The organism is Methylobacterium bullatum, assembly GCF_014845095.1.
In the GTDB taxonomy this organism is placed as follows: domain Bacteria; phylum Pseudomonadota; class Alphaproteobacteria; order Rhizobiales; family Beijerinckiaceae; genus Methylobacterium; species Methylobacterium bullatum.
This window is the reverse complement of the sequence record NZ_NKUG01000019.1, coordinates 22,033-35,934: the sequence shown is the minus strand read 5'-3', so window position 1 is coordinate 35,934 and position 13,902 is coordinate 22,033. Positions and strand designations below refer to the sequence as shown.

Genomic DNA, 13,902 nt, shown 5'->3' with positions numbered 1-13,902 from the left:
TCTGGAGGAGTAGGCAGGGTCCACGATCGCCGACGGAAGGCGCGAGGCCCGCCTCGTGCCATCACCGATGACTGCGAGTTCCGGAGCGCTCGACGTGACTGCCTTCGACTGGATCAAGCCTCTCTCCGTTGGCCGGGGCGCGCGAATACCGCACACTCCCAAGGCCTTGGACGTCGTTTCTCACCTCGTCGGCAACCTTGATTTCGCCTCGCATGGGCTCCGGACACGCGCTTTCCAGCGCGATCCGGTGGGTCACCTTGATCGGGACTATGCCGGGGTTCGCCCCCGAAGGAAAACGCAAAAAACTTCCCGGCCACTCAAAAAATTTGTCGCGCAGTGCAACATCCGCGCGATGCGGTTGAAGTAGTCGCGTTGGGAGGCGAGCCACGGGGCGAGACGGCGCGCGTCATCAAACTGATACGGGAATCCGGTTTGGCTCAACGCACCGAAGCCGTTCGGAGTGGATCGTGGGCGAAGATACAGAGAAGACGATCCGCGTGAGGACGCTCTTCCTGTCCGATATGCATCTGGGCACGAAGGGCTGTCAGGCAGGATTGCTGCTGGAATTCCTGCGGGATTACGACGCCGACGAGATCTACCTCGTCGGCGACATCGTGGACGGCTGGCAGCTCAAATCGGGCTGGTTCTGGCCGCAGAGCCACAACGACGTGGTGCAGAAACTGCTGCGCAAAGTGCGCAAGGGCTCGACGCTGATCTACATCCCCGGCAACCACGACGAGTTCCTGCGCGATTATCTCGGCATGACCTTCGGCGGGATCGAGGTGGTGGACGACCGGATCCACGTCGCTGCGGACGGCAAGCGCTACCTCGTCATCCATGGCGACCAGTTCGACATGGTCGTGCGGCATGCCAAATGGATCGCCTTCCTGGGCGACGGGGCCTACACGTTCGCGCTCTTCATCAACACGCATCTGAACACGATCCGGCGTCGCCTCGGCCTCGCCTATTGGTCGCTCTCGGCCTGGGCGAAGCTGAAGGTGAAGAACGCCGTCAACTTCATCGGAAAGTTCGAGGAGCTGCTCAGCGCGGAGGCCAAGCGCGTGGGCGCAGACGGCGTCATCTGCGGACACATCCACCATGCCGCGCACCGGCAGATCGCCGGGCTGACCTATCTGAACACCGGGGATTGGGTGGAATCCTGCACCGCCATCGTCGAGCATTACGACGGCACCATGGAGGTGCTGCATTACCCGAGCGTGTTGCGGGCGCGGGCCGCCGCGGAAGAAGCGGAGCGCAGCGCGGTCGCCGTCGGTCCGGCGCGGGCGGTCGCGTGAGGCTGCTGATCGCCACCGATGCGTGGCACCCGCAGGTCAACGGGGTCGTCCGCTCTCTCGAGAACATGGCGGCGGCGGGCCAGGAGCTCGGCTTCGAGACCGTGTTCCTGACCCATCAGGACTTCGCCTCGGTGCCGCTTCCGGGATACCCGGAGATTCGGCTGTCCTATGCCACCAAGGGCAAGGTCGCGCGCCTATGGTCGGATCTCGCCCCGACCCATGTCCATGTGGCCACCGAGGGGACCGTCGGCTACGCGACCCGGCGCTATTGTCTCGCCCATGGCCGCCCTTTCACCACGAGCTATCACACGCGCTTTCCCGAGTACCTCGCCGCCCGCGCCCCCGTCCCCGAAAGCTGGAGCTACGCCTGGCTGCGGCGCTTCCATGGCGCCGCGAGCGGGACGATGGTCTCGACCCCTTCCCTGGAGCGTGACCTCGCCTCTCGCGGCTTCGGCAACCTGATGCGCTGGACGCGGGGGGTCGATACGGACCTCTTTCGCCCCGCCGGGCCGGATGACGTCCCGCCCGATGCCCTGGTCGGATTGTCCGGACCGTTCTTTCTCTTCGTCGGCCGGCTGGCGGTGGAGAAGAACGTCTCGGCCTTCCTCGATCTCGACCTGCCGGGCACCAAAATCGTGGTCGGAGACGGCCCCGACCGGGCGCGCCTCGCCGGCCTGTATCCGAAGGCCCGCTTCCTCGGCACCCTGACCGGCGCGGCGCTCGCCCGCATCTACGCGGCGGCGGACGTCTTCGTGTTCCCCAGCCTTACCGACACGTTCGGCATCGTCCTGCTCGAAGCCCTCGCCTGCGGCGTTCCGGTGGCGGCCTATCCGGTCACCGGCCCCCTCGACGTCATCGGCGGGACCGGCGCCGGAATCCTCGGACCCGACCTGCGCGAGGCGGCGCTCGCCGCCCTGTCGATCCCCCGCGAGCGCTGCCGCGCAGAGGCCTTGCGCTACACCTGGGGCGAGAGCGCGCGCCAGTTCTTCACCAACATTTCGCTGGCTCACGGCACCGGCCTTCCCACGCCGAAGCGCCGGGCGTTCAGGACGGCACCGGCAGTGTAGCGTGGGACGGTGGGGATGACCTTCCGGCCTCTTCGCTTGGGGGCACACGCCCACACATTTCTGGCGCCAAGCAAGGTGACCCGTCTTTGGCCGAAGTGTAATCCATCGGGCCGATGACCAGACCGTTCGCCGACCCCGTCGCCAGCACCCTCCCCGCTCTCATCGGCTGCGACGAGGTCGGGCGCGGTGCGCTGTGCGGCCCCGTGGTCGTGGCGGCGGTCTGGTTCGATCCCGCCGTGTTCCCGGCCTCCGTGCTGGCCTGCCTCGACGACAGCAAGAAGCTCGACCGGGCGACGCGCGAGCGCCTGACGCCACTCATTCGCGAACATGCCGAGGTGGCGGTGGCGGCCGGGTCACGGCAGCTCGTGGACCGGATCAACGTCCGCGCGGCGACCCTCGACGCCATGCGGCGAGCGGTGGAGAAGCTCGGTCTCGAAGCGCCCGTGGCCGTGGATGGGCGCGATGCCATCCCCGGCCTGTCCCTGCCGTGCCGGGCGGTGATCGGCGGCGATCGGCTGGTGCCCCAGATCGCGGCGGCCTCCATCGTCGCCAAGACCTTGCGGGACGATCTCATGCGGGTTCTGGCCGGCCGTCATCCGGCCTATGCCTGGGATCGCAATGTCGGCTATGGCACCGCGGCTCATCTCGCCGGTTTGGCGAGCCTCGGTCGCTCCGCGCATCACCGGGTGAGCTTCACCAAGCGTTTCGCGTCCTCGCCCTCTGTTGTCACAACAGGCGCAGCTGTGCCCCGGACGCCGCTGTAGGATCGAAGAGATCCGTGCGCAGGGAGATGCGCGCATCGGCGTAGCCGAAGCGTTGCTTTGCCAGCCGCATGCGTTGGCCGATGAGATCGGCATAGGCCCCGCTGCCGGTCATCCGCCGGCCGAAAGTCGCATCGTAGGCCTTGCCGCCACGGGCCTCGCGCACGAGCGACATCACGTGCCGCCGGCGCCCCGGATAATGCTCGGCGAACCAGTCGTTCACGAGGTCGTCGAGTTCGAGCGGCAGCCGCAGCAGGACATGGCGCGCCTCGACGGCACCGCATTCCCGCGCCCGCTCCAGTACCGCTTCGATCTCGTGGTCGTTCAGCGATGGAATGACCGGAGCCATCATCACCATGACCGGGATGCCCGCGCGGCTGAGCTGACGGATCGCTTCGAGGCGCCGGTCGGGATGGGGAGCGCGCGGCTCCATCCGGCGGGCCAGGACAGGGTCGAGGGTCGTCACCGACATCGCAACCTTGACGAGGCCTAGCTCCGCCATTGGCGCCAGGATGTCGATGTCCCGGGCGACGAGGTTCGATTTCGTGACGATCCCCACGGGATGGCGGAAGCGCGCCAAGACGCCGAGCACGGCGCGGGTGATACCATGGTCTCGCTCGATCGGCTGATACGGGTCCGTGGCCGTCCCGAGGGCGATCGTCTGCGGCAGGTAGCCCTTCGCGGAAAGCTCACGCTCCAGCAACTCGGCCGCATGGGCCTTGTGGAACAGCTTCGTCTCGAAATCGAGGCCGGGGGACAAGCCGACATAGGCGTGGTTGGGCCGGGCGAAACAGTAGACGCATCCGTGCTCGCAGCCGCGATAGGGATTGATCGAGCGATCGAACGGCAGGTCCGGTGACGTATTCCGCGTCAGGATGGTGCGTGCGTGCTCGGGCCGGTCTTCGGTACGCAGGCGCTGGGCGGCATCATCCGAAACCCAACCGTCGTCGAAGGCCTCCCGCCGTGCCGGTTCATAGCGACCGCAGGGATTGGCCGTGGCCCCACGCCCCTTTCTCGCATCCGCCGACAGGGTGCTCCCCCCAAGCCGCCGGTCGGGCGCGCCGAACGCCTCGTCACCCTCGTCCCCGGCGGCCTTCACCGCTCGGACCACACAGCCAGTTCCGTTCCCGCCGGGTCCTTGAAATGGAAGCGGCGACCGCCGGGAAAAGCGAAGATCGGCGCCACGATCGTGCCCCCCGCCGCCTCGACCCGTGCCTGCATCGCTTCGAGATCTTGCGCATAGAGTACGGGCAAGGGCACCGCCTTCGCCGCGTCGGCATCGAACCCGCCATCGAGACCCTCATCGAAGGCGGCATAGCGCGGGCCGTAATCGACGAAGCTCCAGCCGAAAGCGTTCCCGTAGAAGGCTTTCACCCGGTCGATGTCGCCGCCCGGCAACTCGAGGTAATCGATCTTGCCATCCTGCCGCATGCCTTGCTCCCCATTCGTTTCGACGAAGGGACGCCTGGCGCGTCGCGCGATGCCCCTCCGTTCGGGCCGCGAACATATCAGGAACACGAACGGCATCCCTGCCCTTTTTTAGAGCAATCGACGGGTTATGCCTGCGAGGCGCGGGTTCTCGTCGTTGTTTCGGCGCCATCCGGCTTTCTCCGGGCCGAAAATACGGTATGCGCGCGCATGATTTCGGCTCTGATCCATGTAGCGATGCCGGTCGGCCCCGATGCGGTCGACCAGCTCGCCGATACTCTGGGGGCTCTCGTCGAGGGCGTCGCCGCCGGGCTCGTCGGCGACGCGGTCATCATCGCCCCCGCCCATGATGCTGCGATCGATGCCGTGGCCGAGGCCACCGGCGCGACCTTCGTCGTCCGTTCGGGCGGTACGCCGCCCTGGTCGGAGGGGGCGAGGGCCGCGCGGCGGGAATGGGTCCTGTGCCTCGAGGCCGGTGACGTGCCGGCCGAGGGCTGGATCCGCACCATCGATCGGTTCATCGGGACGGCCCGGCCGGAGATGGTCCTCGGGCGCCTGCGCCGACCCCATGCGGGATTGCCGTCGCGCCTTGCGGCACAGGGCGAGTCCGTCATCGGCGTGCGCACACCGCGCGCCGGAGACCTCGTACGCCGGGACCGCCTCATCGCGAGCGCCGTCTTCTCGACCCGCCTGCATCCCCGGCGGGTGAACGTGCGGCTGAACCGAGGGTAATCAGACCGGGATCGAGGCGCCGCGCCGCAGGTGTTCGTCCAGGCGCGGCATGATCTCGACGAAGTTGCAGGGCCGGTGTCGATAGTCGAGTTGCGCGGCGAGGATGCCGTCCCACGCATCGCGGCACGCGCCCGGTGAACCGGGCAGGACGAACACGAAGGTGGCGTTCGCGAGCCCCGCCGTGGCTCGTGACTGCAGGGTGGACGTCCCGATCTTGTCGTAGGAGATGCGGTGGAAGACCGCCGAGAATCCGTCCATCCGCTTCTCGAAGAGCGGCTCGATCGCTTCGGGTGTCACATCGCGTCCGGTGAAGCCCGTGCCGCCCGTGGTGATCACCACGTCGACAGCCGGGTCCCGCGTCCAGGATTCCACCTGTGCGCGGATCGCGACGACCTCGTCGGGGACGATGGCGCGGCCGGCGAGGCTATGCCCGGCCGCGACGAGCCGTTCGCACAGCGTGTCGCCGGAACGATCGTCCTCGGCGACACGGGTGTCGGAGACGGTCAGCACCGCGATGGAGAGCGGGATGAAGCTACGGGTCTTGTCTGCGGCGACCATGGCTGACGGCTCTCGGCTCGGCGGTACCGACCGGTTCTAGCCGCGAATGGGGCGGCAGGTCGATCCCGCCACCCCTGGGGTGCTCCACCGCTCCGGCTGACGCGCGATGGCCTCCGTCCGAAGTCGGTCGGGAGGGACGCGATGCCGCGTCTGGTTGCTTCACCGGCGCTGGGTCAGTTCCGGGCCGCCCTGAAAGTGTCGCAGGACTTGGTCTGGCCGCTCTTGTAACCTGTCATGAACCACCGCATCCGCTGGTCGGACGAACCGTGCGTGAAGGAATCCGGCACGGCGTAGCCCTGGGACTGCTTCTGAAGTTTGTCGTCGCCGATGGCGCTGGCCGCCTGCATGGCCTCCTCGATGTCGCCCGGCTCCAGGGAGTTGTACTTGTCGTTGGAGTTCTTGGCCCAGACACCAGCGAGACAATCGGCCATCAGCTCGACGCGAACGGAGAGCTGGTTCGACTCGACCTTGCTGGATGCGGCCTGTTGACGACCCTGAACCTTGCCCAGGATGCCAAGTTCGTCCTGCACGTGGTGGCCGACCTCATGGGCGATGACGTAAGCATAGGCGAAATCGCCCTTCACCCCGAACTTCTGCTCCATCTCCTTGAAGAACGACGTGTCGAGGTAAATCTTTTTGTCGAGCGGGCAATAGAACGGCCCCATGGCCGCCTGCGCCGAGCCGCAGCCGCTGCGCGTACCGCCCTTGTAGAGAACCATACCGGTGGGGCGGTACTGCTTGCCGGTCTGGTTGGGCAGAATCTCCTTCCACACATCCTCGGTGTTGCCGAGGATCGCGGCCGCGAAGCGTCCGCTTTCGTCCGTAGGTTTGGTGTTGCGTTGCGCCTGCGTCTGCGGGTCGACCCGCTCCTGGCGCGGCTGTCCGCCGCCGCTCATCTGCTCGGCGCCGCCGATCAGGATGGCGGGGTTGATGCCGGTGACCCAGCCGATGATGCAGAGGATGACGATCGTGCCGATGCCGAGCCCACCGGCACCGCCGCCGGGAAAGCCGCCGCCGCCTCCGCCACCCTCGCCCCGGCGGTCCTCGACATTGTCCGAAGAGCGGAAATCTTCCCAGCGCATGATCTCGTCACCCTTCGTGGCGTGGACTCAACCCGAACCCGGCCGCCCAACGCATCTCTGTCTTGAGCCTCGTGTGCCCGAACTAATACGGCGGTGAAAGATACGGTTCCGCTTGGCCCACGCCTTTCGCCCTACGCCTTGCCGTCCAGTGTCGCCCGCAACAGGCGGAAATCGCGCCAGGCCAAGCGCTTCTGCAGGGGCTGACGCAGGAGATAGGCCGGGTGCAGGGTGGCCAGCGCCTTCACCTCCCGGTCACCCACCCGATAGGGATAGAACCGTCCGCGCGCCTTCAGAATGCCGTCCTTCGTGCCGGTGATCGCCTGCGTCGCCGGGCTGCCGAGGCAGACGATGACATCCGGATCGGCGAGCTCGATCTGGCGTTCGATGAACGGCTTGCAGATCGACACCTCCTGCGGGGTCGGATTGCGGTTTCCCGGCGGCCGCCACGGCACGATGTTGGTCACGTAGGCTTTCGTCCGGTCGAGGCCGATCGCCGCCATCATCCGGTCGAGAAGCTGGCCCGAGCGGCCCATGAACGGCTTGCCGACGCGGTCCTCGTCGGCGCCAGGGGCCTCGCCGATGAACATCAGTTTCGACGCCGGGTTGCCGTCGGCGAAGACGAGGTTCTTGGCGGTGAACTTGAGAGGGCATCCGTCGAAATCGGCGAGCAGCGCTTCCAGCTCTTTGAGGGTGGCGACATCCCTCGCCCTCGCCCTCGCATCGCCCGCGGCTTCGCCGGGTTTGGACGCTGCGGATTGCCCGTAGGTTCGTGCCGGCGATGTGGCGAGCGCCTCGCCGCGTGGCGGCAATTCGCGACGGGGGGGCACGGGATCCGCCTGCGGCCGCTCCTGAGGAGCGGAGATTTGTGAGGGACGATCAAGGGGGGGCAGGTCGTGCGTCGGCAAGCCGTGCCGCGCCGGTGCCGGGCGCCAGGGTGACGTCTCCTCGACTTCGGAGAAGCGGTCGTGCGGCCGTTCGTCGAGGCAGAGATCGACACCGGCTTCCACGTGGAAGTCCAGTTCGGCGATCACGTCGCGCTGATGGTCGGGACCTTGGCTCATGGTTCTCGATGTGGACCCTGACGGGCCTGTGGACAACACTTCGCCGGACACGTTACGCGGCCATTGGTACGGCGGCGAGACGGCTCAGACCATGCTGAGACCATTGGCAGGCTTGCGTTCCCAGCTTGGAATCGGTTGAGAGTGTTCGCAATCATAACATCGCGCACGCGCTGACCGGTCTCGATCGGTCCAGGCTGGGGCGGCAGGAGGAGTTCACAGGATGGCGTTGCCGGAACGCGAGGGTATGGATTTCGACGTGGTGATCGTCGGCGCGGGGCCCGCCGGCCTCGCCGCTGCGATCCGCCTCAAGCAGATCGCCGCCGATCTTGCCGTCGTGGTGGTCGAGAAGGGGTCCGAAGTCGGCGCGCACATCCTCTCCGGCGCGGTGATCGATCCGCTCGGGCTGGACCGCCTGCTTCCCGAGTGGCGCCAGGACGAAGCCCGGCCGCTCAAGACCGAGGTCGAGCGTGACGAGTTCCTGTTCCTCACTAAGAACAGCGGCATCTCGCTGCCGAACTTCGCCTTCCCGAAATTCATGTCGAACCACGGCAATTTCGTCGGCTCGCTCTCGAACGTGACGAAGTATCTCGGCGCCAAGGCCGAGGAGCTCGGCGTCGAGATCTATCCCGGCTTTCCGGCCTCGGAAGTGCTCTACGACGATGCCGGCACGGTCATCGGCGTGGCCACCGGCGATCTCGGCATCGGAAAATCTGGTGAGCCGCGCGACGATTACACCCGCGGCATGGAGTTGCGCGGAAAGTACACGATCTTCGGCGAGGGAGCGCGCGGCTCGCTCACCAAGACGCTGATCGACCGCTTCCAGCTCAACCGGGACAGCGACCACCAGAAATACGGATTGGGCGTCAAGGAGCTCTGGCAGCTGAAGCCCGAGACGTTCGAGCCCGGTCTCGTGCGCCATACCATGGGCTGGCCGCTCTCCAACAAGACCGGCGGCGGTTCCTGGCTCTATCATTTCGACGACCACCTGCTCTCGGTCGGTTTCGTCACGCACCTGAACTACGAGAACCCGACCCTGTCGCCGTTCGAGGAATTCCAACGTTTCAAGACCCACCCGATGATCCGCGACGTGTTCGAGGGCGCCAAGCGCATCGGCTACGGCGCACGCGCCATCATGGAGGGCGGCTGGCAATCGGTGCCGAAGCTCGTCTTCCCCGGCGGCTGCCTCGTCGGCTGCTCGGCCGGCTTCGTCAACGTGCCGCGCATCAAGGGGTCGCACAACGCCGTTCTCTCCGGCATGCAGGCGGCCGAGGCCATCGCCGCCGCCCTCGCCGCCGGCCGACAGGGCGACGAGCTGACCGATTACGAGGCCGGTTGGCGCGACAGCGACATCGGTCGCGATCTCAAGCGCGTGCGCAACGTCAAGCCGCTCTGGTCGAAATACGGCACGCTCGTGGGTGTGGGTCTGGGCGGCCTCGACATGTGGTCGCAGACGATCCTCGACGCCTCACCCTTCGGCACGCTGAAACATGGCAAGCCGGATCATGCCGCCACGAAGCCAATCTCGGAGGTGACGCCGATCGTCTATCCGAAGCCCGACGGCAAATTGACCTTCGACCGGCTCTCCTCGGTCTATCTCTCGAACACCAATCACGAAGAGGACCAGCCGCCGCATCTCAACGTCAAGGACGCGGCGCTCCAGAAGTCCTCGGAGCACGACGTCTACGGCGGCCCCTCGGCGCGGTACTGCCCGGCGGGCGTCTACGAATGGGTGCAGGAGGGCAATGGCGTCCGCTACCAGATCAACGCGCAGAACTGCGTCCACTGCAAGACCTGCGATATCAAGGACCCCAACCAGAACATCAACTGGGTGACGCCAGAGGGACCGGGCGGGCCGAACTACCCCAACATGTGAGGACGCACCGGACCCTAAGTGCCCGCCATCCTTTCGCCTTGCGAGGATGGCGGGAAGAGTTCAGTGTCCCCGCCCGATCGGCATCGGTCCCTGACGGACGATGCGCTACAAACGCGACTGGTGCCCATGAACGGAAACGCCGCGACCCGCCGGACCCTCTCGGCTCTCGCCCTGTGCCTCGCCGCCTCAGTGGCGACGTCGGTCACGGCCCTGGCCGCCCAGCCTCGGGAATCCGCCCCGGTGACGGAATACGAGCCGGCCGAGTCGCTGGAAGGCAACTTCCTGTCCGCTTATATCGCCGGCGCCTCCAAGGACACCTCCGCCGCGGCGAGCTTCTACCGCGAGGCGGTGAAGGCCGACCCGCGCAATGCCGAATTGCTCGAGCGCGCCTTCGTGTCGCTGCTCGCGGACGGCGCTCTGCCCGACGCCTTCCGCGCGGCCGAGCGCCTCACCGCCCGCGACGGATCGAACGGCCTCGCCCAACTCAGCCTCGGCGTACGCCAGATCAAGGCCGGCCAGTTCGCGCAGGCCCGTCAGAACTTCGCTCGCAGCGGACGGGGTGCTGCTGCCGATCTCACCAGCACCCTCCTGACCGCCTGGGCCTATGCCGGTGCCAATGACGGCAAGCGCGCCCTCGAAGTGGTGAACAAGCTGAAGGGCGAGCGCTCCTACAACACTTTCCGCGACTTCCATGCCGGGTTGATCGCCAACCTCGTCGGCGATCAGGCGGAGGCGGAGCGCCGGCTCAAGGCTGCGTACGACGCGGACCCGAACACCCTGCGCATCGTCGATGCCTATGCCCGGTTCGAAGCGCAGGCCGGTCGGACGGACCTGGCGATCCAGGCCTACACGACCTTCGATCAACTGCTGCCGCGTCACCCGATCGTGCGTGACGCCCTCGACAAGCTCAAGGCCGGCAAGCCCCTGACCCGCCTGGTCAACACGGCACAGGAAGGCGCCGGCGAGGTGCTCTACGGGCTCGGCTCGGCCGGATCGACCCAGGGCGACGAGTTGCCCGCCGTGGTCTATCTGCGCCTCGCCCTCTATCTCGCCCCCGAACACGCCCTCGCCCGCCTCACCCTCGCCGATACGCTCGACCGGATGAAGCAGACCGAGCGCGCCAACGACGCCTATGCGCAGATGCCGGCAACCTCGCCGCTGAAGCTCAACGCCGACATCCAGATCGGCCTCAATCTCGAGCAGCTCGGCAAAGGCGAGGAGGCGACCCAGCTCCTCGACGCCGCCATGAAGGAGCATCCCGACAGCATCGACGTCGTGACCGCCCTTGGCAACGTGCAGCGCTCGCGCAAGAAATACGAGGAGGCGGCGGCCACCTACAGCCGGGCCATCGAACTCATCGGCAAGCAGCCGGCCTCCAATTACTGGACGACGTTCTACTTCCGCGGCACCGCCTACGAGCGGGCCAAGCAATGGCCGAAGGCCGAGGCTGACCTCAAGAAGGCCCTGGAACTGGTCCCGCCGAACCAGCCGGCGGCGCGGGCGCAGGTGCTCAACTACCTCGCCTATTCCTGGGTCGACCAGAACATGAATATCGACGAGGCCTTCACCATGCTGAAGCAGGCCGTCGATGCGAGCCCGCGAGACGGCATGATCATCGACAGCCTCGGCTGGGCCTATTTCCGCCTCGGTCGCTACGACGACGCAGTGCGCGAGTTGGAGAAGGCCATCGAGCTCAAGCCCGGCGACCCGACTATCAACGACCATCTCGGCGATGCCTATTGGCGTTCGGGACGGCGGCTCGAAGGCAAGTTCCAGTGGCAGCACGCCAAGGACCTGAACCCGGAGCCGGACGATCTCGTCAAGATCAACGCCAAGCTCAAGGACGGCCTGCCGGAACTCGAGAAGCCCGCCGCTACCGCCGAGAATCCTCCCGAGGCGCAGAAGGTGAATCCCGATCTGCCGAAGGGCGCTCCGGCTCCGAGCGAGCCCCCTGGCGCGGCCGACAAGAAGACCGGCGGCTGACACCGGCTTGACGGGCGGGGGATCGCGGGGCCAGACCGGCCGCGCATTCCCGCGGTCGACAGACCCGCCCCTCTCCGACAGAGCAAGCCGTGCCCAGCCTCGTCACCCGCGCTCCGGCGAAGATCAATCTGACCCTTCACGTCCTCGGCCGTCGTGAGGGGGATGGCTATCACGAGCTCGAAAGTCTCGTGGCCTTCACCGGTTCGGGGGATACGCTGAGCCTGATGCCCGGCGGTGAGCTGACCCTCGACGTTTCAGGACCCACCGCCGGACCGGCCGGTCCCCTCGACGACAACCTCGTGATCCGTGCCGCCAAAAGGCTGACCAAGGCGATCCCCGGCCTTCGTATCGGTGGCTTCCACCTCATCAAGCGCCTGCCCGTGGCGGCAGGGATCGGCGGCGGCTCGTCGGATGCGGCCGCAGCCCTGCGGCTGCTGGCGCGCCTCAACGACCTTTCCCTCGATCACCCCGCTGTCGTCGAGGCCGCCCGCGCCACCGGGTCGGACGTTCCCGTCTGCCTCGATCCGCGCGGCCGGATGATGCGTGGTGCCGGCGAGGATGTCGGGCCGGCGCTGGGTTTCGCGCCTTTGCCGGCCGTGCTGATCAATCCCGGCGTGCCGGTCGCCACCGCGCCGGTCTTCAAGGCGCTGGGTCTGACGGTTGGGCAGCGCCACGCTGGCGAGGCCCACCCGCTCCTCGCGCGATGTCTCGGCTTCGGCGAGATCCTGGCGGCGGTGACGCCGGCTCGCAACGATCTGGAAGCACCGGCGCTCACGGTCGCCCCCGTCATCGCCGATACGCTCACGGCCCTGCGCGACCAGCCGGGATGCCGGCTCGCTCGCATGTCCGGCTCCGGTGCTACGGTTTTCGGCTTGTTCGCCACCCGATCCGATGCGGTTTGGGCGGCTGCCGCCATCCGCGCGATGCAGCCATCCTGGTGGGTCCGAGCCGCCTTACTACGGTGACGGCCTTCCCTGCCCGGCTCGCGTGACGGGCCGGGATCGGATCAGTGAGCCCGGGCGATGCAGAAATCGACGACCTGCAGCAGGGCCGACTTCATTGGCCCGTTGGGGAACAGCGCCAGGGCATCGCGGGCGATGGCGCCATAATGGCGCGCCCGGTCGATCGTGTCCTCCAGGGCCCGGTGTTTCCGCAGGATGGCGAGGGCCGTGTCGAGATCGGACTCTTCGACCCGACCGTCCTGGAGTGTACGACGCCAGAAGGTCCGCTCCTCCTCGCTGCCCCGCCGGAAGGCCAGGACGATCGGCAGGGTGATCTTCCCCTCGCGGAAATCGTCACCAACATTCTTGCCCATGGAGGCACTGGTGCCGCCGTAATCGAGCACGTCGTCGATCAACTGGAAGGCGATCCCGAGATTCATGCCATAGGAGCGGCACGCCGCCTGCTCCGCCCGCGGGCGGTCGGCGATCACCGGGCCGACCTCGCAGGCGGCGGCGAACAATTCCGCGGTCTTGGCCCGGATCACGGCGAGATACTCGTCCTCGGAGGTCTCGGTGTTCTTGGCGGCAGTGAGCTGCATCACCTCGCCCTCGGCGATGACGGTCGCGGCGGCCGAGAGGATGTCGAGGGCGCGCAGCGAACCGACCTCCACCATCATGCGGAAGGCCTGGCCGAGGAGGAAATCACCGACGAGCACGCTCGCCTCGTTGCCCCACTTGATCCGCGCCGCGACGCGGCCGCGCCGCATGTCGCTCTCGTCCACCACGTCGTCATGCAGAAGGGTCGCCGTGTGCATGAACTCGACGCTGGCGGCGAGCTTCACCGCGCCATCTCCGGCCCCGTATCCGCAGAGATCTGCGGTGGCGAGGGTGAGGATGGGGCGCAGGCGCTTGCCCCCGGAGGCGATCAGGTGATTGGCCACCTCCGGAATCATCGCGACGTCGGACCCGGTCCGCGACAGGATGGTCGCGTTCACGCGCTCCATGCCCTTGGCGACCAGAGCCACAAGATCGTTCAGGCTCGACTCCGGATCGGAGCGGCCCTCATCGAAGGAAACGACGACACCCAAACGCGATGCCTCCCGAGCTTTTCACACCGGGCA

At 67.1% G+C, this 13,902-nt stretch carries 14 protein-coding genes; 8 read left to right on the top strand and 6 right to left on the bottom strand.

The features are described from left to right. The first annotated feature begins 94 nt into the window (after positions 1-94). The 4 genes from MBTS_RS02425 to MBTS_RS02410 all read left to right on the top strand — a co-directional run bounded on the left by MBTS_RS02425 (position 95) and on the right by MBTS_RS02410 (position 3,126). On the top strand, positions 95-367 hold the full coding sequence (locus tag MBTS_RS02425; protein WP_147829240.1) for a hypothetical protein: 273 nt from the start codon (positions 95-97) through the stop codon (positions 365-367). A 100-nt stretch (positions 368-467) separates the two neighbouring features. Then, positions 468-1,295, top strand: a complete 828-nt coding sequence (locus tag MBTS_RS02420; protein ID WP_056146553.1) for a UDP-2,3-diacylglucosamine diphosphatase — start codon at positions 468-470, stop codon at positions 1,293-1,295. Next, entirely contained in the window at positions 1,292-2,362 is a 1,071-nt protein-coding gene (locus tag MBTS_RS02415) for a glycosyltransferase family 4 protein (protein ID WP_147829238.1), read from the top strand. The genes MBTS_RS02420 and MBTS_RS02415 overlap by 4 nt, the downstream gene beginning before the upstream one ends. A gap of 113 nt (positions 2,363-2,475) precedes the next feature. Then, positions 2,476-3,126: a ribonuclease HII gene (locus MBTS_RS02410; RefSeq protein WP_056145990.1), complete on the top strand. Its 651-nt coding sequence runs from the start codon at positions 2,476-2,478 to the stop codon at positions 3,124-3,126. Here MBTS_RS02410 and MBTS_RS02405 read toward each other — a convergent pair. After that, positions 3,089-4,222, bottom strand: a complete 1,134-nt coding sequence (locus MBTS_RS02405) for a PA0069 family radical SAM protein (protein WP_147829264.1) — start codon at positions 4,220-4,222, stop codon at positions 3,089-3,091. The two genes, MBTS_RS02410 and MBTS_RS02405, sit on opposite strands and share 38 nt — an antisense overlap. Then, complete coding sequence (locus tag MBTS_RS02400; RefSeq protein WP_056145987.1) at positions 4,219-4,554, bottom strand: VOC family protein; 336 nt, start codon at positions 4,552-4,554, stop codon at positions 4,219-4,221. Before MBTS_RS02400 ends, MBTS_RS02405 begins: the two co-directional genes overlap by 4 nt. Positions 4,555-4,761: 207 nt before the next feature. Between MBTS_RS02400 and MBTS_RS02395 the strand changes: the two genes are divergently transcribed. Continuing rightward, positions 4,762-5,283: a hypothetical protein gene (locus tag MBTS_RS02395; RefSeq protein WP_018042389.1), complete on the top strand. Its 522-nt coding sequence runs from the start codon at positions 4,762-4,764 to the stop codon at positions 5,281-5,283. Here the strand turns inward: MBTS_RS02395 and moaB are convergent, their stop codons facing one another. The 3 genes from moaB to MBTS_RS02380 all read right to left on the bottom strand — a co-directional run bounded on the left by moaB (position 5,284) and on the right by MBTS_RS02380 (position 7,984). Continuing rightward, the gene (gene moaB / locus MBTS_RS02390; RefSeq protein WP_018042388.1) at positions 5,284-5,841 is read right to left on the bottom strand and encodes a molybdenum cofactor biosynthesis protein B; all 558 of its coding nucleotides are present in this window, start codon (positions 5,839-5,841) and stop codon (positions 5,284-5,286) included. 173 nt (positions 5,842-6,014) lie between these two features. Then, entirely contained in the window at positions 6,015-6,923 is a 909-nt protein-coding gene (gene ypfJ / locus MBTS_RS02385; RefSeq protein WP_018042387.1) for a KPN_02809 family neutral zinc metallopeptidase, read from the bottom strand. A gap of 131 nt (positions 6,924-7,054) precedes the next feature. Then, a complete protein-coding gene (locus MBTS_RS02380) occupies positions 7,055-7,984 on the bottom strand; it encodes a uracil-DNA glycosylase (protein WP_147829236.1) in 930 nt (309 codons plus the stop codon). A gap of 220 nt (positions 7,985-8,204) precedes the next feature. On the opposite strand from MBTS_RS02380, the gene MBTS_RS02375 reads away from it, so the two are divergent. From MBTS_RS02375 to MBTS_RS02365, 3 genes are all read left to right on the top strand, one after another. Beyond that, positions 8,205-9,857, top strand: a complete 1,653-nt coding sequence (locus MBTS_RS02375) for an electron transfer flavoprotein-ubiquinone oxidoreductase (protein ID WP_192215010.1) — start codon at positions 8,205-8,207, stop codon at positions 9,855-9,857. 126 nt (positions 9,858-9,983) lie between these two features. Further along, positions 9,984-11,840 (top strand): tetratricopeptide repeat protein, encoded by a 1,857-nt coding sequence (locus MBTS_RS02370; RefSeq protein WP_192215009.1) that lies wholly within the window; start codon positions 9,984-9,986, stop codon positions 11,838-11,840. Positions 11,841-11,929: 89 nt separating this feature from the next. Next, on the top strand, positions 11,930-12,805 hold the full coding sequence (locus tag MBTS_RS02365; RefSeq protein WP_192215008.1) for a 4-(cytidine 5'-diphospho)-2-C-methyl-D-erythritol kinase: 876 nt from the start codon (positions 11,930-11,932) through the stop codon (positions 12,803-12,805). A 41-nt stretch (positions 12,806-12,846) separates the two neighbouring features. On the opposite strand, the gene MBTS_RS02360 is transcribed toward MBTS_RS02365, so the two are convergent. After that, positions 12,847-13,869, bottom strand: coding sequence for a polyprenyl synthetase family protein (locus MBTS_RS02360; RefSeq protein WP_018042382.1), 1,023 nt, complete (start codon positions 13,867-13,869; stop codon positions 12,847-12,849). Positions 13,870-13,902 lie beyond the last annotated feature (33 nt).